Origin of the sequence: Acinetobacter sp. YQ_14 (assembly GCF_043102985.1) — a bacterium.
Lineage (GTDB): Bacteria > Pseudomonadota > Gammaproteobacteria > Pseudomonadales > Moraxellaceae > Acinetobacter > Acinetobacter venetianus.
Map to the genome: position 1 here is coordinate 65,135 of NZ_JBICJJ010000011.1, position 18,149 is coordinate 83,283.

Consider the following 18,149-nt stretch of genomic DNA (forward strand, 5'->3'; position numbering starts at 1 on the left):
TAAAAATTAAATTAGACTGGGTGCCCTAAAAATCATCGGAAAAATAATTTAATTTTTAAAATTTATGCTGTAGTAAGGCATCTATGAATTGCTCTGAAATATTCGACATTTCAAAATTCTTTTTATAAACAATACCCACTGTTTTATGGATCGTTTCTGATTCAAGCTCAAGCAGAACATTCTGCTGTTGATCGATGTGTTTGGCAAAATGTCGAGGGATCGCACTTACCCCGATACCATGTGCCACAAAACTCGATAAAGAAGAGATTTGATGACATTCTACTTTCAAATCAAGTGTCATTTCATTTCTCAGGCAGTTTTGCTCAATCAAATAGCGAACAATCGAGGGCTTTTGTAAGGTAACAAATGGATTTGAAAAAAGCTGTTGCCAAGTAATAGCGCTCGAACTAGCGAGAGGATGCGACTTCGGTAACAACGCTAAGAAGTCTTCTTCAAATAGCGCTTTAAACTCTAAACCCTCACTCAAATCAGGCTCAAAACAAATACCTATTTCAAAAATACCATCCTGAACTTTTTCAATGATTGTTTCATTTGGAATGTCGTGAATAGAAAAGTTTAGATTAGGATGTTGTATCAAAAAAGCATGGATAACTTCTGGTAAAATCGCATGGGTTACGAAAGGCATTGATGCAATACTGAGAGTGCCACGATTCAACTTGAAACGTTGTTTAACGTCATTTTCCATCTCATCCCAATTTGCCAACAACTTCTTAGCATAAGGAATGAGTGATTTACCTTCTTGTGTGAGTTCTACACGGCGTGTATTACGATTAAAGAGCTTTCCGCCCAATTCATCTTCTAGACTTTTTATACTTAAGCTCAAAGCGGACTGACTCAAGTGCAGTTCAAGCGAAGCATTGGCGTAATTTAAAGTACGTGCGAGTGCTAGAAATGCTTTTAACTGCTTCAGTGTCATCCTTTTCCCTAAATAAAATCATTCTATTATGCTAATTTATCGTAAAAATGAACTAAATGTTATTGTTGACAACCATTTTCAAAGAAAAGTTAACCAAGACTGCAAACAAAAACTCCCACAATAAAAATCGTGGAAGTTAGCTTTAAAGATTAGAGAAATTTATATTTCTTTAAAACTTACACTTTTAGTTTTTTAAGTCCACGGCTCACACCATTTTGTAATGCCAATTTGATAATTGGACCAATAAATGGCACACGACCTTTAAAGCTAATCGTATAGTCCAAACGACTACGATTATTTCCAAGATCACTAAATTTCATTACACCGCGATGTGCTTTGATTGGTGAAATACCACTCGTAATAGCATATTCGATCAGTTCATTTTCTTTATAAACTAAGTTCGTTTCAACAAATGAGGGGGCTAAAGGAATAGACAGTTTACGTGCAGAGCCAACGCCATTTCGAGCATCTTTACCATCACTCAAGCGCGTTACTTTTGCTGGTGCGAAAAGCTTATTTAAGTTTTCATGTTCGCTAAGCACCGCAAAAACTTTCTCTACAGGTGCATTAAATTCTTGGGTGATTTTAATTTGTTGCATTTTTAGCATAACCAATACCTTTTATTTTTTGACATGATGGATTGTCAGTTTGAAAATATTAGCATGCTTTGTAATTGTCAGACTATTGCTTTATCGGAAAAATATTAATCACAGCCGAGGTACTTGCAGATCGTTTTGACTGTGAAATAGGCATGAGCGAGAGTATCAAATGACAGGAAGCCTATGAAAAATCAGTTATATACAAAACAGAAATATAGAATCCTTCATTGATTAAGCAAAAAATCTTCAATATATGGCTAAATTCATGGCGAGATTGAAGATCTACATCGCTGAAATATGTCATAGAAGATGCTTGTTCAAATAACAAAAATTGTGAATACTCATGCCCGAAAAATTCAAGCTATATGATTTTCTTTTGGGGTTAGGCGACTACTGTGAATATATATCCATTTTCATTTTCTCATTTACAAAAAGCACTGTTGGCTGTTGGTTCATTTTCTTGCTTGGGACTTAGCTCAATTGCGGCACATGCTGAAGCTGAAAATGATATTCAACAGCTCGAAACCATCAAACTCACTGCTCAAGCCTCACAATCCGCTTATTATGCACCCACAGTGAATTTATCAGGATTTACTCAACAAAATCTTGCTGAAATTCCGGCATCAATCAACACAATTACAGCAACACAAATTGCTGATCAACATGCCAAAACATTAACTGACATCGTGAAAAATGATGCTGCGGTAGGTGATGGCTATGCACCGATTGGCTACTATTCAAATTTCATGATGCGTGGGTTTGCCTTAAATGCGGGTTCAAGCTATTTATTAAATGGAAACTTAGTTCGTGGCGAACAAAACATCGCTCTTGAAAATAAAGAACAAGTTGAAATTTTGAAAGGGATTAGCGCGATCCAGAGTGGCATGTCTACACCAGCTGGTGTTGTAAACTATGTTACTAAACGTCCTAAAGATGTTCGTGCTCTCACTTTGGAAACAGATAGTCAGGGTGGTTATCGTGTCGCGACAGATCTAGGCAGCTTATTCGGACAAAATCAACAGTTTGGTTATCGTGTAAATATCGCGAAAGAAGAAATCCATCCATATGTAGAACATGCAAATGGGCAACGTTTATTCGGCTCGATTGCTTTTGATTGGAATCTTTCTGATCGCTCTAAATTAGAGTTTGATATTGAGTCACAACGCCAACGTCAGCGATCAGTTCCGGGTTATCAACTACTTGATGGGAAAACGGTTCCTACTGGTGTCGAATGGGATCGCTTACTTGGTCACCAAAGTTGGAGTAAACCAGTTACCAATGAAAGTTTAAATGCTAACCTGAAATATCTTTATAAAATCAATGATAGCTGGACGGCAAACTTATCAGCTTCACAAAGCCGTGTTGTCGTAGACGATTATTCTGCATTTCCTTGGGGATGCTACAGTGATATTTGCGAGTTCACAGGTCTAGGCAATACCTTTGATAAAAATGGTAACTATGATATTTACGATTTCCGTAGCCCAGATGATAGCTATCGCACTAATCAGTTCAAGGCGGGTTTAAACGGTAAATTTAATACAGGCACTGTGCAGCATACACTCAGTCTCGATTTAACGAATAGCTATAAGCGTCATGCACAACATGATCCGATCAATGAACTGGTTGGCACAGGAAATATTTATACCAATACGGTGAATTACAGTCCTACTGATGTTGCTTTAGGTAATCGCTATAAATCATTAGATAGTCAACAAACTGCTTTGAACCTACTTGATCAAATCGACTTTAATCGCGAATGGTCTATGCTAGTAGGTGGAAAACTGTTGCATTTAAATGAAAAAGCATTTGATGCAGAGGGTAGTACTATTCGTGACACGGATTTAAATCGCTTCTTACCACAGTTCGCCGTGATGTATCAGCCTTGGGAACACACTCATCTATATGCTTCCTACGCCAAAGGTTTAAGTGATGGCGCCCAAGCGCCGTGGTTTGCAAATAATGCATACGCAACCTTAGCACCACTCCGCTCTAAACAATTTGAATTAGGCGTAAAACAAGAATGGCAGTCTTTGCTCTTCACTGCGGCATTATTTGACCTAAGACAAGATCATCAATATACCAATACGATGGGTGATTTTGTCTCAGAAGGGAAGCAAAATAATCTTGGTTTAGAATTAGGTCTACAACGGCGCGTAGGTCAAAACTTAGATATCAGCTCGACGCTCGCACTGACACGTTCTCGCTTAAAAGACTTAGAAGTAACAGACTATCAAGGTCATCAAACACAAAATGTACCTAAAGTACGCTTTGCCACGCATCTTTCTTATCAAGTTCCGCAGTTTGAAGGCTTACGTCTATTAGCGGGGATGCGATACAGTAGTAGTAAATATGCCAATAAGACAGGAACAGTAAAAGTTTCTGGTTATAGTGTCTTTGATGCTGGTGCAGCTTACAACTTCAATGCTTATGGCTATGAAAATACGTTAAGACTCAATGTAGATAATCTTTTTAATAAAAAATACTGGCGTGATGCAGGTAGTTTCTTTGGCGATGATTATTTATTCCTCGGCGCACCGAGAACAGCTCAACTATCTTGGACTGTTAACTTCTAAAAAACTCAACTTTAATCTGTTTAAAACTGTCTGAGTGTTTCGCACAGACAGTTTTTTTGTATCCATAAGAAACTTAAAAAAACCCTTAAAGTAAGATATTCATTATTTATGAGTGAAGGGATGTTAAAATCAAATCGCGCAAAGCAAATAACATAATCAATTTAAAAAGATCACATCACAAATAACTCTAAAAGGTATCTATACAATGAAGAAAATTATCTTAACAACGTCTATCGGTTTAACTACGTTATGCATGATAAATCCAGCCTATGCAATTGATGCGAAATACAGAGCTAAACTTGAGCGCTCTGGATGTACACAAGTTTCTGAGATGCAGGGTTGTGACATCAATAAATCTAAAGCAGAAAATGCAAAAGCTGGATTTTTAAATAATACAATAATAAATACAAACTCTTATACTGGAATTTGGACTGCAAAAAATTCAAATACAGGCCAAACAGTAGCAAAAATTCACGTTGATCATAATCAAAAGGTTTGGGTCAACGGGCAGGAGGTAAAAGCCAAAACGAGTGATGGTGGATTAATATTTAAACAAGGCTTTATTACTTTCAAGCTAGAAGGAGATCCTAAACACCAAAATGAAAGTGTTTGGCATGATTCCGATGCACAGACATCTGGACCAATTCTAAAGACCAACTAAACTAGAAAATTAAGCCGTTAAAATAAAATGAGTTTTAATGGCTTTAAAAACTATCTCATTCACAATAAAAAATTCTAGTTATAAATCGTCGTAGAAAATAATCATTCTTTGCTCATAACTTATCTTCCATAAATCAATTAAAAAAATGCTCCACTTTTCACGCTCTATTAATAAATTTCACACCATGAATTTCATTCATCTTTGACTGAGACAATATCATTTTTATTCATGTATTGATTCGGGTATAAATTACAACAAGAAATTTAAGTTATCTCTCAAACATTAGGTAGTAGATCAAAATGAGTAAAGAATTTGCATTTACGATAAAAAGCATTTGTTTCGATGAAAACTATCATCCGTCAAACAATACGCGTATCACAACAAACTTCGCGAATTTAGCGAGAGGGGCAAGTCGTCAAGAAAACTTGCGTAATACACTACAAATGATTAATAACCGTTTCAATTCGTTAGCACATTGGGACAACCCAAATGCTGATCGTTATGCACTTGAGCTTGAAATTATTTCAGTAGATATAGATGTAGAAGGCAAGGGAGAGACATTCCCGACAATCGAAATTTTAAAAACAAATATTCTTGATCGAAAAACCAATAAACGCATCGATGGTATCGTTGGCAATAATTTTTCATCTTATGTTCGTGATTATGATTTTAGCGTATTACTGCTAGAGCATAACAAAGATCAAGCGACATTTAGCACGCCTGAAAACTATGGCGAGCTACACGGTAAGATTTTCCAGTCATTTGTAAATTCAGAAACCTACAGCAATAACTTTAATAAAGCACCTGTTATTTGTCTCAGCGTTTCAACGACGAAGACATATCACCGAACTGCAAACCAGCACCCAATACTCGGTGTTGAGTATGAGCAAGATGCATATTCATTAACAGATGAGTATTTTGCAAAAATGGGTTTAGAAGTGCGTTATTTCATGCCTGCAAATAGCGTTGCACCTTTAGCATTTTATTTCCGTGGTGATTTGCTCAATGATTACACCGCTCTTGAATTGATCAGCACCATTAGCACAATGGAAAGCTTCCAGAAGATTTACCGTCCAGAGATCTACAATGCAAATTCTCCAGCAGGTAAATGTTATCAACCAAGCTTGAAACATCAAGATTACTCATTAACACGAATTGTTTACGACCGCGAAGAGCGTAGCCAATTGGCTGTGAAGCAAGGCAAATTTACAGAAGAGCAGTTCATCAAACGGTATCAAAATATCCTTGATCAATGGGCTGCAAATTACGCTGTTGTATAACTTAGTATAGACAAGATTTTTATTATGAAACGATTATTACCGACTTCAACTGCTGGCAGCTTACCAAAACCATCTTGGTTAGCTGAACCTGAAAAACTTTGGTCTCCTTGGAAATTAGAAGGAGAGCAGTTGATTGAAGGCAAACAAGATGCACTACGTTTGTCATTACAAGAGCAATTACATGCTGGTATTGATATTGTCAGCGATGGTGAGCAAACCCGTCAGCATTTTGTTACGACCTTTATTGAACATCTCAATGGTGTAGACTTTGAAAAGCGCGAAACTGTAAGAATCCGTAATCGTTATGATGCTAGCGTTCCATCAGTTGTAGGTGATGTATCTCGCCAAAAGCCTGTTTTTGTTGAAGATGCTAAGTTTTTACGTCAACAAACCAATCAACCGATTAAATGGGCGCTTCCTGGGCCTATGACTATGATTGACACGCTTTATGATGGTCACTATAAGAGTCGTGAAAAATTGGCATGGGAATTTGCAAAAATCTTGAATCAAGAGGCACGCGAATTAGAAGCTGCTGGTGTCGATATTATCCAGTTTGATGAGCCAGCATTTAATGTGTTCTTTGATGAAGTGAACGATTGGGGGATCGCAACTTTAGAAAGAGCGATTGAAGGCCTAAAGTGTGAAACTGCGGTTCATATTTGCTATGGTTATGGTATCAAAGCTAATACAGATTGGAAGAAAACTCTTGGTTCTGAATGGCGTCAATATGAAGAAGCTTTTCCGAAGCTACAACAATCTAATATCGACCTGATCTCGTTAGAATGTCACAATTCACGCGTGCCAATCGATCTACTTGAACTCATCCGAGGTAAAAAGGTGATGGTTGGGGCGATTGATGTAGCAACCAATACTATTGAAACACCAGAAGAAGTTGCAAATACTTTGAGAAAAGCACTTCAATTTGTAGATGCGGATAAGCTTTATCCTTGTACAAACTGTGGCATGGCGCCGTTGTCTCGTGACGTTGCGAGGGGTAAATTAAATGCCTTGAGTGCTGGTGCAGAGATTGTCCGTAAAGAGCTATTGGGCAATTAACTTAATCTCTAAGTGTGTAAAGAGTTAAGTATTTGATACATATAGTCAAATTCTTAACTCTATGCGTAACTTAGACAAAATAAGCTTTAATAGTACTTATTTAAACGATGTAACATGAAGTAATCGTATCGCTAAATTCGAAAAAGATACGATTCAATTTAGGAACAATGTGATGATTGAAGCAACTGACTTTAGAAATGCTATGTCTTTGTTAACAAGTGCAGTAAGTGTCGTGACTACTGCAGGCATGTCTGGTCGTTACGGTTTCACTGCATCCGCTGTGTGCAGCGTGACAGATACACCTCCAACATTATTGGTGTGTATGAATCTTGCTTCTAGCTCACATGTTCACTTTGTCGATAATAAAATACTCACCGTTAATGTGTTAGCCGCTCACCATGAACATATGTCTAAAGTATTTTCTTCAAGATTAAGCCCAGAAGAACGATTTAAACATGGTATTTGGACTGAATTAGAAACTGGTGCGCCAGTTTTAGATGATGCTTTAGTAAGTTTTGATTGTGAAATTGATCAAATTCAAGAAATTGGAACACATAGTATTTTTATGTGTCGGATTGTAGCGATAAAACAGAGTCTTCATGATCAAAGCCTAGTTTACTTTAATCGTGCTTATCATCAAGTTGGGCAGACAGAAGTTGTTTAAACAATTGTTTATATTGCTAAAATCATTAACAATACATCAATAAGCAATCTTTGACTTATCATCAGCATTTAACAAATCAGTAGTAGCCTATATTCACCGTTATTTTCCATTGGTGCTCTATGAACACAAGGTAATACGTGTTGAGTAGGATGATCAACAGCCAACCGCCAAAGATTTCCTAGACCTAAATTTATCGGTTTTGCATTTGGTTTAGGTTGATAATGCAAATCAAAAAAATTTTCCTCTAGGAAGTTTTCAAATTCAGCTTCAGGACCATCATATAACGCCTTAAGTTTATTTCTAATCTCTGGTATACAAACTTTTTGTTGAACCTGACTATTAGGAATAATATCGCTGGCAGCACCGTAATAGGTGCATAAAAAAGTGTCTGTTTCTATTGGTGATCGATCAATATGGTATGAATATACATCAGTAGAAATGAAATCTAACTCGTTATCACGTTCGTAACATTTGAGTAAATTTAAAGAAGGAGAAGCTCCAAAATCGGTAAGATAATGTATATCTTTTAAAATAATTTCTCTCGCTAAAATACCATCTTCTGAAAGCTGTAATTCTAAAAGATCTTCTTCAGAAACTTCAGTAATATCTTCTTTTAAATCAAGTTTATTAACAATTTCTTGAAAATCACCAATCAAGTATCTTGACCAGCAAATAGCATTCATATCTCCATGAAAACTTGTTTCTATAAGCTCGGAAAAAGAAGATACTGTGCCAACTTGAGTATTCCCAGACAGCGGATTTGACATACTTGAGTGAATTAAATGATAGATCTTGTCTCATAATACACTGAAACTGATACAAATCCTGCATATGTGAAGGTTTTTAAAAACTAGAAACTTTATTTTTCTAAATACTAGGCTGATAAAGGAATGAAGTACGTAGTTGTAGATGTGAAGCTACAAATGCCAGTTGAGTTACATTATTTCGCATAATGTATATTATGTTAAATAAGATATCTAAAGACTGTAGCCTACACAACACTGTAGCTAGCTTATGACCTAATCTTTGTTCCTTAACTTTCAGAATTTATATTAGGAACATCTAAAGATACTTTTACCCGATCCAATACAACCGTTGTCTTAAACCATTCGACATTAGAATTATTGTGAAATAATTCATCACAAACCTCCTGAAAGCGCTTCATACTTGGGACTAATAAAACAAGCATAAAATCTGCTTCACCAGTGACGTAATAACATTGTTGTATCTCCGAACTAGAAAAACTTTCTTTAATTACATCAAGATCTGTATTGTGCGTTTTATTAAGCCTAACTTCGACGATAACTGTGATCACTTGATTAAGTTGATCTGGATCAAGTACGGCAACATTTCCAACGATATAACTATTTTCACGCAACTTTTGAATACGCCGTTGCACCGAAGCCGTTGATAAATGCACAGCTTCTGCTAATTCACGTAATGGAATCAAGCAATCCTTTTGAAGCAGTTTCAGCAATGAATAATCGAATTTATCTAAAACCATATTACTCAGCACCATGAGAAATTTTCTCATTTATCTTAAGAAATTAGAGCCTAATTATCAATCAAACTGAAATAAAATATCGTTTAAATAATTCAATTAGTACAGATCTATGCATACTCAATCAAATACAGTTCTTGGCATAACATTTAATGTAATTGCCTCTTTATTATTTGCATTAATGTTTGCATATACCACCCTACTCCATTCATTACAAGGAAATGAAATCTACGGTTGGCGTATATTACTCACATTACCATGTCTGACACTTTTCATTATTGTTCAAGGAAATTGGTCGCAAGTCATCACTATTTACAAACGCCTACACAACGAACGCTACTTATTTTTAACTCGTTTTTTATCGTCTTTTTTGATTGGAATACAGCTTTGGTTATTTATGTGGGCACCTAGCAATGGCTATGGGCTTGATGTTTCCTTAGGCTATTTTATCATGCCAATTACTATGGTGATTTTGGGTCGTATAGCATTTAAAGACAAAATGTCACGTTTACAAAAATTATCCTGCATTTTTGCAATACTTGGCATTATTAATATGCTGGTTATATCAAAAACATTAACATGGCCAACTTTACTCATTTGCTTAGGCTATCCAGTTTACTTTTGGTTAAGGCAAAAGACCAATACCAATAATATTGGTGGCGTTTGGTTTGATATGGTGTTCAGCCTGCCAATCAGTCTCTTTTTCATATTACAAGGTGGAGTTTTTTTAGGTGAATTAGGCTCTATTTTTGACACGCTTTGGCTGGTTTTAGGTCTAGGACTCATCAGTGCACTAGCTTTAGGATTCCAATCTCTTTCGGCTCCTCATCTCAATCTTAGCCTTTTTGGTCTTCTAGTATATGTTGAGCCAATATTATTATTGATGGTTTCTATCTTGCTTGGCGAAACAATCAAGCCAGCAGAATGGCCGACTTATATCGGAATTTGGTTAGCGGTTTGTGCACTCGTAGCTGAAGGCATTATAAGTTTAAGAAAAAAGCGTTTTGTCTAATTTTCAGAACAGATAGCATTCAAAATAAAGGGCTAATCTGTTCTTTTAACAGAGAAAATTTAACTGAATCAAAATTAAAGCTTATGCTTTTCTATAGATTGTAGGTGTTAAACCTACCCACTTCTTAAATGCTCTTGTGAAATGAGAAATATCTGCATAACCTAAAATATTAGATATTTCTTGGATAGATAACCTTGTACTTTTTAACAATTTCTCAGCGTACTCTCTACGAGCCTCAGCTAACACAATCTGAAATGAGGTTTCTTCAGATGCAAGCTGACGCTGCAAACTTCTAACAGATGTTTTTAGTTCTAGAGCTACTTGGTTCAAATTAACACTATAATCTTGAGAACCGTGAAGTAACTCTTTAACTAAAATCTTCGTGCTGTTTAGCTTCTCTTTTTTTATGATTTGTCGTTTTACATCACGCTCACATTGTTCCTTTAGCAACCTAAAAACCATTTCATCTGCTGTTGGCAACTGATTGGTTAAAAATGCTTTATCGAATATCAAGCAATTACTTTCTTGACTAAAGTGAGACTCAAAACCTAACAATTGATTGATATTACTAGAGTAAAATACATCAACCTGTGTGAAATTGGCTTGAATTTTAATATCAGTTTTAAGCAAATCTTTAATTAAACTAGCAAATCCTAAAATGGAAAATAATAATCCATTGTTACTTAGATTTTCTGAAATGAATGATTGATCAAAATAAATGTAGGCTTTGTTCTCTTTGATTTTTAAAACAGGCTTGAATACCGAGCAATGTAGTCCTATAAATTTTTCAAGTATTTTGATTGCTTGCAACAAATTTTCAGCAGCTACAGCCGCAACCCCAACATGACCATAGCAAGAAGCTTTCATAGACTTCGCCATATGAATAATCAGCAACTGATCCTCAGTGAAAATGATCGAACTATCAATTAATTCATTGAAAACATTTAGATTTACATACCAAAATGGGGCTTCTATATCTTTCATTTCAATATCGAAGTCACTCAATAATTGCTCTACTGAAAGATTTCTGGCCCTTAACGCATCAACTAACAGATTGACATAAGTACCAGGCAATTTAGCAGACATTTTTCTTCCTTGGAATTTAAATTGGCGTAAAATGGTAAAAACTGGCGGTTCATGAACTATGCCAGTTTTTACGACTACGGCATAGTATTAGGAGTCAAATAAATTAATTACGACGGTATTCTATCTATGAATATTCTTATTGTTCATGCTCATCCTGAATCAAAATCCTTCACTACTGCATTAAAAGATAAAGCTCAGCATGTATTTGAAGAACAAGGCCATACAGTTGAAGTTTCAGACTTATATGCGATGAACTTTAATCCAATCGCCTCACAGAATGACTTTGCAAACCTTAACCAACCTGAATATTTTAACTATGCCTTAGAACAAAGACATGCTTACAAGCAAAATTCCCTAGCACCAGATATTCAAGTTGAAATCGAAAAAATTAAACGTGCCGACCTACTCATCTTTAGTTTTCCACTTTATTGGACATCTGTACCTGCTATCCTAAAAGGCTGGATTGATCGTGTTTTTGTTTCTGGTCTGTTTTATGGTGGAAAACGTTTTTACAATCATGGTGGTATGGCTGGTAAGAAAGCGATGCTATGTTTCACTTTAGGTGGACGCGATTATATGTTTGGCGAAAATGCGATACATGGTTCAATTGCAGAATATCTATCTCCCATTCAACGCGGAACACTTGCCTATGCTGGTTTTGAGGTACTACCGCCCTTTATTGCTTACCATGTTCCTTACATTTCAAATGAAGATCGACAAAATATACTTATAAATTTTGAAGCCTATTTAAATGATCTACAGAACTTAGAACCATTAACATTTCCTTTAATAGAAAATTTTGATGAAAAAATGCGACCATTGCCTTGATGAGTAAGCATAAAAAACTGTCACATAGCCCCCAACTATGTGACAGTTTTATTCTTTTAATTCTTATGCTGTAGTTTATAGCAATCATCCAAAGCCAATTCATAATATGCCAGACCATCTTGAGCTGCTCTAAACGCTTTTTTCTGCAAGACAGGATCTTTGTCACACAATCTTTTGATAAGTTCCATCGCTTCGTATGGATGTAAATCATCATAATGTGCATGAGCTCGCAACCAAGCTAAAGATCTTTTATTAATATTGACTTCAGGGTGCTCTGTATATGTCTGTATACCTTTATATACTTGAATTGTCCAGTCACCTGTCGCCCATTCAATTGCGAGATTTGTAGCTGCGATACTTTCCGCTAAAGTGCCACGAAAATTCATATCCCATAGAAAGTGATTTACTGCATTCATGGCTGCTGGAGGTCTTACTTCATTCAGCATTTCGACTGTTAAACCGAATCCCCCAGCCCAATCCTGATACCAGTTCAAGTGACGCTCTTCCACTTTAATATTTTGAATGAGCCAATCTCTAGTCTCAGTTACGCCATCTAACGAAAATGCTGTCGCTTTTGCTAAAGCCCCAGCCATATACGACGGAAAATGAGCGACCAAAGGATAAAAATTTAAAAGTGCTGAACGGAAACACTCAAGGCTTAAAGTACCATTTGCCATGTCTAAGAATAGAGGGTGTTTACTTACCCTTTCTTTAGCTGGCACAAGATCATCCCAAAAACGCTGGGACCATTCTGAATGAGTCGTAATTTCTAGTTTTGTTCCATATTGATTCATAGCAGTCATTGCGATGCATCCTATTTCGTATGACTTAATTCAATCACGTTCCATGATTGTTGCTTTTTTATAAATTGTATCCTAATACAGCAAATATACAAACAATGTTATTTAATTTGTAACAGTTTTTATTCGATTCACCTTTATCAGGTTGAATAATTATATTATTTAGATGTAAAGTCTAGGTATATATTCGAAAAGTATATAAATTTCTAATAATAAAAAGTTGATTTGGGTAGTAAATAAATATTTTTTTATTATCTAATACACATTTTATTTAATTGGGTGTAACGTAGTAAAAAGTAATCCCTATTTTACATTTATAAAAACATTGGGAGTGGTGAGAGATAAGATGAAGTTGAAAGCTTCCAATATATTGGGACAAGAACAAATCGACTTACTAATTTCTCGCGGGCTAAATTTAGTTTGGTTTCCTAAAGAATTAGAAGTAATTTATCGAGATCAGTACAGAAATGAAGCTGCACATGAGTTTCGCTATCGTGCGCCAATTATCTTAGGTTTATATTTATATCTTAGCTTTGGTACCTATCAAGTTTTACCCGAAGACCTCCGACTTACTTGGGTTGCCTTTTATGGTTGGGTTGGGGTCATCATCTCAATCGCTTGGGTCATCGCCTTCGTTCCAAAACTCAATAAATGGTTTGATCATTATGTGGGTTTAGGGTCTATGGGTGCTGTAGCTATTACGTTCACCCTTATTAACGTTTTAGAGCAAGGTCAGAACAATGTTCTATTCCATGCAGCTATGATGTATGCAGTTGTCATCATTTACGGTTTTGTTGGAATGAGATTCTATACTGCGATTATCGCGGGTTGGTGTGGTGGCTTAATTGGTGTGATTGCAAGTACAGCACTAAGTGGTTCTATTGATTGGACTTTCTTGAACAGAACTTATACATTTAGTAGTTTTCTCGGCATGGCACTGGCCTATGCCACAGATCGTCAACATCGAGAAAATTATCTACAAAACTGCATGCTTGAATTAAACCGTCTAGAATTAATGCGTCAAGCTCAACAGCTTTCAATCCTATCTCAACAAGATGCATTAACGGGTTTAGCAAATCGTCGATATTTGGATGAAGTGCTTGAAAATGAATGGAAACGTGCCATTCGCCATGAAGTTCCGATTACTATCATGATGATTGATATCGACTTTTTTAAACTTTACAACGATACGTTAGGACATATTCAAGGCGATCAATGCCTTCGCAGAATTGCAATCCTGCTCGGCTCAATCGCATCAAGAAGTGGTGATCTTGCTGCGCGTTATGGCGGTGAAGAGTTTTTGTTACTGTTCTCCATGACAGATAAAGAACAAGCAATTATCCAAGTTCAACGTTTAATGGAACTTGTCCGAACGATTGCGATTAACCACCCGAAAAGCAGTGTATCCAAGCATGTTACGATCAGCGTTGGCGTAGCTACGATGACTCCACATTTAAATGATAGTCTTTCGGAGTTTGTATCACAGGCAGATCATGCATTATACATCGCGAAAAGTAATGGTCGAAATCAATACCATATTGCAACTTCAGATAATGTCATTTCTGAGGCACTATAATATTTTAATTATTATTTAAAAATATTTAATAATTTTTTTATTTAAATTAATTTATTATTAAAAAGACCCACTGATAATATTTTACCAATGGGTCTATTATATTAAGGCTCGATTGGTTTAAATGGTGACAATACGTCAGCATTTTGTGCACGATTTCTCATAAAATGATCCATCAGAACAATTGCTAACATCGCCTCAGCAATTGGTGTTGCTCGCACACCCACACACGGATCATGACGACCTTTGGTGAGTACATCAGTATTTTCACGGTCGATTGTAATCGTCTTGCCCGGTGTGGTAATGCTTGCCGTTGGTTTTAATGCAATCGCAACACGAATTGTCTGTCCACTTGAAATTCCGCCAAGTATTCCACCAGCATGATTTGCAAGAAAGCCATCAGTGGTGAGCTCATCACGCGTTTCATGCCCAAACTGACCAGCAACAGCAAAACCATCACCAATTTCAACACCTTTTACGGCGTTAATGCTCATCATGGCATGTGCAATGTCTGCATCTAAACGATCAAAGACTGGTTCACCCCAGCCAACAGGTACTTTTTCAGCAATAATTTCTAATTTTGCACCACAACTTGTACCTTGCTCACGCAAAGAAGTGACGAGTTGCTCAAAACGAGGAACTGCATCTACATCACCACAGAAAAAAGGATTATTCGGCACTTCTGCCCAATCTAATTTCTCTGCGACTTCATTACCGATTTGTGTCACATGTCCACGAATATCAATACCAAACTTTTCAGCTAAATATTTCTTAGCAATCGCGCCTGCTGCAACACGCATTGCAGTTTCACGAGCACTAGAGCGACCACCACCACGATAATCACGGAAACCGTATTTATGCGTATAAGTATAGTCTGCATGGCCTGGACGGAAAGTTTGAGCAATATTGCCATAATCTTTAGATTTTTGATCTGTATTACGTATCAATAAACCAATCGATGTACCTGTCGTTTTACCTTCAAAAACACCTGAGATAATTTCGACTTGATCAGGCTCTTTACGTTGTGTCGCAAACTTTGATGTACCCGGTTTACGGCGATCTAAATCTTTTTGCAAATCTTCTTCACAAAGTTCAAGACCCGGCGGCACACCATCGACAATTGCCATCAAACCAACACCATGTGATTCACCACATGTTGTTACTCGAAAGAGTTGCCCAATACTATTCCCTGCCATGTTTTAGCCCCTTACTTAATTTTGAACTGATTGCTGAAATATTTCTTTATAACGGCGGCATTGTTCAGCAGTTAACGCAAAAATACCTGAACCACCTTTCTGGAAAGTTAACCAATGGAAGTCAACTGTATTGAAGTTCTGACGCATTGCCCATTCAGAATTACCCACTTCAATTACAATGAGACCGTCTTCAGTTAAATAATCAGCTGCTTGAGCTAACATTTTGCGAACTAAGTCCAAACCATCTTGACCTGCTGCAAGTGCAAGTTCAGGTTCATGTAAAAACTCTTCTGGTAAATCAGCCATATCTTCAGCATCCACATACGGTGGATTGCTCACAATCAAGTCATATTGATTTTCAGCTGGAATCTTTGCAAACAAATCAGATTCAAGTAATGCAACTTGATATTGTTTATCATGATGTTCTGCATTGATTGAAGCAACTTCCAATGCTTCTTTTGAAATATCTGTCGCATCAACTTCAGCATCTGGATAAGCATAAGCAAGCGCAATTGCGATACAGCCCGAACCCGTACACATATCAAGAATACGTTGAGGTGTTTTAGGATTTTGGTTTTCTGGTAAGCTATTTAAGGCTTCCAACATTTGACCATTTTCATCTAAGCAATATGGTGCAAAACGTTGTTCAATCAATTCTGCTATTGGAGAACGCGGAATAAGCACACGCTCATCCACATAAAATGGCTTACTAAAGAAATAAGCAAGGTTTAATAAATAAGACGTTGGAACACGCTCATTGATACGGCGTTCTAATAAGCTGAGGAATTCGGCTTTTTCACTTGGTAAAAGCTTCGCATCTAAGATTTCAGCATCAGCGTTCCACTCAAGTGAAAGCGTTTGCAAGACAAGCGCCGAACTTTCTGCAAAATAATCTTCTGTACCTTGACCTAAGTGTGCATCGTATTGGCGAAGTGCTGTCACACCGAAACGGATGAAATCTCGAATGCTGACTAGGTTTTCAGCCGCTTCTTGTAAATGTTCAGGGCTGATTGTAGGTCGCTCCACTTAGGCGTCTCCAAAATGCGAATTGCAAAAACGCTTTATTCTAACGGGATTCAGCCTTATTTAACAGTAAAAAAACCGCCGATGATTAAGGCGGTTTTCGAGTTAATATCGTGGAATATTAGACTTACAAGCCTAATTTTTCAGCAACATAATCTGAGTCTTTATCGCCACGCCCAGATAAATTGACTACGATCTTGATATTTTTATCTAACTTTGGCGCTTCACGTAAAGCCCAAGCAACTGCATGTGAACTTTCTAAAGCAGGAACAATCCCTTCAACACGAGAAAGTGTCATAAATGCATCTAAACATTCTTGGTCAGTCGCTGTTTCATACTGTACACGACCAAGTTCTTTAAGATAACTATGCTGTGGCCCAACACCGGGATAATCCAATCCTGAAGCAATTGAATGCACAGGCAGTGGTTCACCTTTTTCATCTTCAAGCACGTAACAAGCCATACCATGAATCTGACCGGGTTTACCTAAAGTTAGCGTTGCAGAGTGTTTATCTGTATCCAAACCATGTCCAGCAGGTTCAACACCTACCAGTTTTACTTCTGGCGTATTCAAAAAGGCAGTAAAAGCGCCAATTGCATTTGAACCACCACCAACACAAGCCACTACATAATCAGGATGTTGACCAAAACGTTCATTTGCCTGAGTTTTAATTTCATTACCAATGATTGATTGGAAATCACGAACCATTTTTGGAAATGGATGTGGTCCAACCACCGAACCTATCGCATAAATATAGTTTTTAGGATCTTTTAAATATTCTTCGAAAGCACTGTCTACCGCATCTTTTAGTGTTGCAGTTCCCTGTGTGACTGAAACAAGCTTAGCACCCAAAATTTTCATTTTCACAACGTTTGGATGTTCTTTTTCAATATCAACTTGCCCCATATGAATCTCACATGGGATACCAACCAATGCACAAGCCGTTGCCAACGCTACACCATGTTGACCAGCACCTGTTTCTGCAATGACTTTGCTTTTACCCATATATTTAGCAAGTAAAGCCTCACCAAGACAGTGGTTAATTTTATGTGCGCCTGTATGATTCAGGTCTTCACGCTTTAAATAAATTTGCGCGCCACCAAGTTGTTCAGATAAGCGTTTTGCATGGAATAATGGACTTGGGCGTCCTACATAATTTTTGAACAGATCATTTAACTCATTTTGAAATTCAGCTGTATGACGAATTTCTTCATAAGCTGTATTGATCTCGTCCATCGCCTCTTTTAAATGAGGTGGAATAAATTGACCGCCGAACTCGCCAAAAAAGCCCGCTTCATTTGGTAAAGCTATCCCGTTAATATGATGTTCCATTCCAATTCCTGTTTTTATAAAGTATTA

The 18,149-nt window shown here is 36.9% G+C and carries 17 protein-coding genes; 8 read left to right on the plus strand and 9 right to left on the minus strand.

The window, feature by feature from the left end; translation table 11 throughout:
- Positions 1 to 55 precede the first annotated feature (55 nt).
- Entirely contained in the window at positions 56 to 937 is an 882-nt protein-coding gene (locus ACF8D3_RS05390) for a LysR family transcriptional regulator (RefSeq protein WP_004879487.1), read from the minus strand.
- A gap of 176 nt (positions 938 to 1,113) precedes the next feature.
- A complete protein-coding gene (locus ACF8D3_RS05395; RefSeq protein WP_004879486.1) occupies positions 1,114 to 1,545 on the minus strand; it encodes an SRPBCC family protein in 432 nt (143 codons plus the stop codon).
- A 386-nt stretch (positions 1,546 to 1,931) separates the two neighbouring features.
- Here ACF8D3_RS05395 and ACF8D3_RS05400 point away from each other — a divergent pair, with 386 nt between their 5' ends.
- The 5 genes from ACF8D3_RS05400 to ACF8D3_RS05420 all read left to right on the plus strand — a co-directional run bounded on the left by ACF8D3_RS05400 (position 1,932) and on the right by ACF8D3_RS05420 (position 7,770).
- Positions 1,932 to 4,109 (plus strand): TonB-dependent siderophore receptor, encoded by a 2,178-nt coding sequence (locus tag ACF8D3_RS05400; RefSeq protein WP_392470595.1) that lies wholly within the window; start codon positions 1,932 to 1,934, stop codon positions 4,107 to 4,109.
- Positions 4,110 to 4,314: 205 nt separating this feature from the next.
- Entirely contained in the window at positions 4,315 to 4,770 is a 456-nt protein-coding gene (locus ACF8D3_RS05405) for a hypothetical protein (RefSeq protein WP_392470596.1), read from the plus strand.
- A gap of 299 nt (positions 4,771 to 5,069) precedes the next feature.
- Positions 5,070 to 6,050, plus strand: coding sequence for a DUF1852 domain-containing protein (locus ACF8D3_RS05410; RefSeq protein ID WP_392470597.1), 981 nt, complete (start codon positions 5,070 to 5,072; stop codon positions 6,048 to 6,050).
- Positions 6,051 to 6,074: 24 nt separating this feature from the next.
- Positions 6,075 to 7,106 (plus strand): methionine synthase, encoded by a 1,032-nt coding sequence (locus ACF8D3_RS05415; RefSeq protein WP_004879480.1) that lies wholly within the window; start codon positions 6,075 to 6,077, stop codon positions 7,104 to 7,106.
- Between the two features lie 172 nt (positions 7,107 to 7,278).
- On the plus strand, positions 7,279 to 7,770 hold the full coding sequence (locus ACF8D3_RS05420; protein WP_004879477.1) for a flavin reductase: 492 nt from the start codon (positions 7,279 to 7,281) through the stop codon (positions 7,768 to 7,770).
- 68 nt (positions 7,771 to 7,838) lie between these two features.
- On the opposite strand, the gene ACF8D3_RS05425 is transcribed toward ACF8D3_RS05420, so the two are convergent.
- Together ACF8D3_RS05425 and ACF8D3_RS05430 are read right to left on the minus strand one after the other, a co-directional pair.
- Entirely contained in the window at positions 7,839 to 8,537 is a 699-nt protein-coding gene (locus ACF8D3_RS05425; RefSeq protein ID WP_392470600.1) for a DUF1826 domain-containing protein, read from the minus strand.
- 266 nt (positions 8,538 to 8,803) lie between these two features.
- On the minus strand, positions 8,804 to 9,274 hold the full coding sequence (locus ACF8D3_RS05430) for an Lrp/AsnC family transcriptional regulator (RefSeq protein ID WP_026094107.1): 471 nt from the start codon (positions 9,272 to 9,274) through the stop codon (positions 8,804 to 8,806).
- A 109-nt stretch (positions 9,275 to 9,383) separates the two neighbouring features.
- Between ACF8D3_RS05430 and rarD the strand changes: the two genes are divergently transcribed.
- Positions 9,384 to 10,283: an EamA family transporter RarD gene (gene rarD / locus ACF8D3_RS05435; RefSeq protein ID WP_392470601.1), complete on the plus strand. Its 900-nt coding sequence runs from the start codon at positions 9,384 to 9,386 to the stop codon at positions 10,281 to 10,283.
- 81 nt (positions 10,284 to 10,364) lie between these two features.
- On the opposite strand, the gene ACF8D3_RS05440 is transcribed toward rarD, so the two are convergent.
- A complete protein-coding gene (locus ACF8D3_RS05440) occupies positions 10,365 to 11,369 on the minus strand; it encodes a helix-turn-helix domain-containing protein (RefSeq protein WP_392470603.1) in 1,005 nt (334 codons plus the stop codon).
- 126 nt (positions 11,370 to 11,495) lie between these two features.
- Between ACF8D3_RS05440 and ACF8D3_RS05445 the strand changes: the two genes are divergently transcribed.
- The gene (locus ACF8D3_RS05445; RefSeq protein WP_392470604.1) at positions 11,496 to 12,197 is read left to right on the plus strand and encodes an NAD(P)H-dependent oxidoreductase; all 702 of its coding nucleotides are present in this window, start codon (positions 11,496 to 11,498) and stop codon (positions 12,195 to 12,197) included.
- A gap of 56 nt (positions 12,198 to 12,253) precedes the next feature.
- Here the strand turns inward: ACF8D3_RS05445 and ACF8D3_RS05450 are convergent, their stop codons facing one another.
- Positions 12,254 to 13,000, minus strand: a complete 747-nt coding sequence (locus ACF8D3_RS05450) for a TenA family transcriptional regulator (RefSeq protein ID WP_392470606.1) — start codon at positions 12,998 to 13,000, stop codon at positions 12,254 to 12,256.
- A 343-nt stretch (positions 13,001 to 13,343) separates the two neighbouring features.
- On the opposite strand from ACF8D3_RS05450, the gene ACF8D3_RS05455 reads away from it, so the two are divergent.
- Positions 13,344 to 14,573 carry a GGDEF domain-containing protein gene (locus ACF8D3_RS05455; RefSeq protein ID WP_061391838.1) on the plus strand — a complete coding sequence of 410 codons (1,230 nt, stop codon included), beginning with the start codon at positions 13,344 to 13,346 and terminating at the stop codon, positions 14,571 to 14,573.
- A gap of 101 nt (positions 14,574 to 14,674) precedes the next feature.
- On the opposite strand, the gene aroC is transcribed toward ACF8D3_RS05455, so the two are convergent.
- The 3 genes from aroC to trpB all read right to left on the minus strand — a co-directional run bounded on the left by aroC (position 14,675) and on the right by trpB (position 18,122).
- Positions 14,675 to 15,766 (minus strand): chorismate synthase, encoded by a 1,092-nt coding sequence (gene aroC / locus ACF8D3_RS05460; protein WP_061391837.1) that lies wholly within the window; start codon positions 15,764 to 15,766, stop codon positions 14,675 to 14,677.
- Positions 15,767 to 15,781: 15 nt separating this feature from the next.
- Positions 15,782 to 16,792, minus strand: a complete 1,011-nt coding sequence (gene prmB, locus ACF8D3_RS05465) for a 50S ribosomal protein L3 N(5)-glutamine methyltransferase (protein ID WP_392470607.1) — start codon at positions 16,790 to 16,792, stop codon at positions 15,782 to 15,784.
- Between the two features lie 124 nt (positions 16,793 to 16,916).
- Positions 16,917 to 18,122 (minus strand): tryptophan synthase subunit beta, encoded by a 1,206-nt coding sequence (gene trpB, locus ACF8D3_RS05470; RefSeq protein WP_019384427.1) that lies wholly within the window; start codon positions 18,120 to 18,122, stop codon positions 16,917 to 16,919.
- Between the last annotated feature and the right edge of the window lie 27 nt (positions 18,123 to 18,149).

What these genes read in the sequence shown, in the direction of transcription:
- ACF8D3_RS05390 (WP_004879487.1), bottom strand. Translation starts at nt 937, where the DNA reads ATGACACTGAAGCAGTTAAAAGCATTTCTAGCACTCGCACGTACTTTA.
- ACF8D3_RS05395 (WP_004879486.1), bottom strand. Translation starts at nt 1,545, where the DNA reads ATGCTAAAAATGCAACAAATTAAAATCACCCAAGAATTTAATGCACCT.
- ACF8D3_RS05405 (WP_392470596.1), top strand. Translation starts at nt 4,315, where the DNA reads ATGAAGAAAATTATCTTAACAACGTCTATCGGTTTAACTACGTTATGC.
- ACF8D3_RS05410 (WP_392470597.1), top strand. Translation starts at nt 5,070, where the DNA reads ATGAGTAAAGAATTTGCATTTACGATAAAAAGCATTTGTTTCGATGAA.
- ACF8D3_RS05415 (WP_004879480.1), top strand. Translation starts at nt 6,075, where the DNA reads ATGAAACGATTATTACCGACTTCAACTGCTGGCAGCTTACCAAAACCA.
- ACF8D3_RS05420 (WP_004879477.1), top strand. Translation starts at nt 7,279, where the DNA reads ATGATTGAAGCAACTGACTTTAGAAATGCTATGTCTTTGTTAACAAGT.
- ACF8D3_RS05425 (WP_392470600.1), bottom strand. Translation starts at nt 8,537, where the DNA reads ATGTCAAATCCGCTGTCTGGGAATACTCAAGTTGGCACAGTATCTTCT.
- ACF8D3_RS05430 (WP_026094107.1), bottom strand. Translation starts at nt 9,274, where the DNA reads ATGGTTTTAGATAAATTCGATTATTCATTGCTGAAACTGCTTCAAAAG.
- rarD (WP_392470601.1), top strand. Translation starts at nt 9,384, where the DNA reads ATGCATACTCAATCAAATACAGTTCTTGGCATAACATTTAATGTAATT.
- ACF8D3_RS05440 (WP_392470603.1), bottom strand. Translation starts at nt 11,369, where the DNA reads ATGTCTGCTAAATTGCCTGGTACTTATGTCAATCTGTTAGTTGATGCG.
- ACF8D3_RS05445 (WP_392470604.1), top strand. Translation starts at nt 11,496, where the DNA reads ATGAATATTCTTATTGTTCATGCTCATCCTGAATCAAAATCCTTCACT.
- ACF8D3_RS05450 (WP_392470606.1), bottom strand. Translation starts at nt 13,000, where the DNA reads ATGACTGCTATGAATCAATATGGAACAAAACTAGAAATTACGACTCAT.
- ACF8D3_RS05455 (WP_061391838.1), top strand. Translation starts at nt 13,344, where the DNA reads ATGAAGTTGAAAGCTTCCAATATATTGGGACAAGAACAAATCGACTTA.
- aroC (WP_061391837.1), bottom strand. Translation starts at nt 15,766, where the DNA reads ATGGCAGGGAATAGTATTGGGCAACTCTTTCGAGTAACAACATGTGGT.
- trpB (WP_019384427.1), bottom strand. Translation starts at nt 18,122, where the DNA reads ATGGAACATCATATTAACGGGATAGCTTTACCAAATGAAGCGGGCTTT.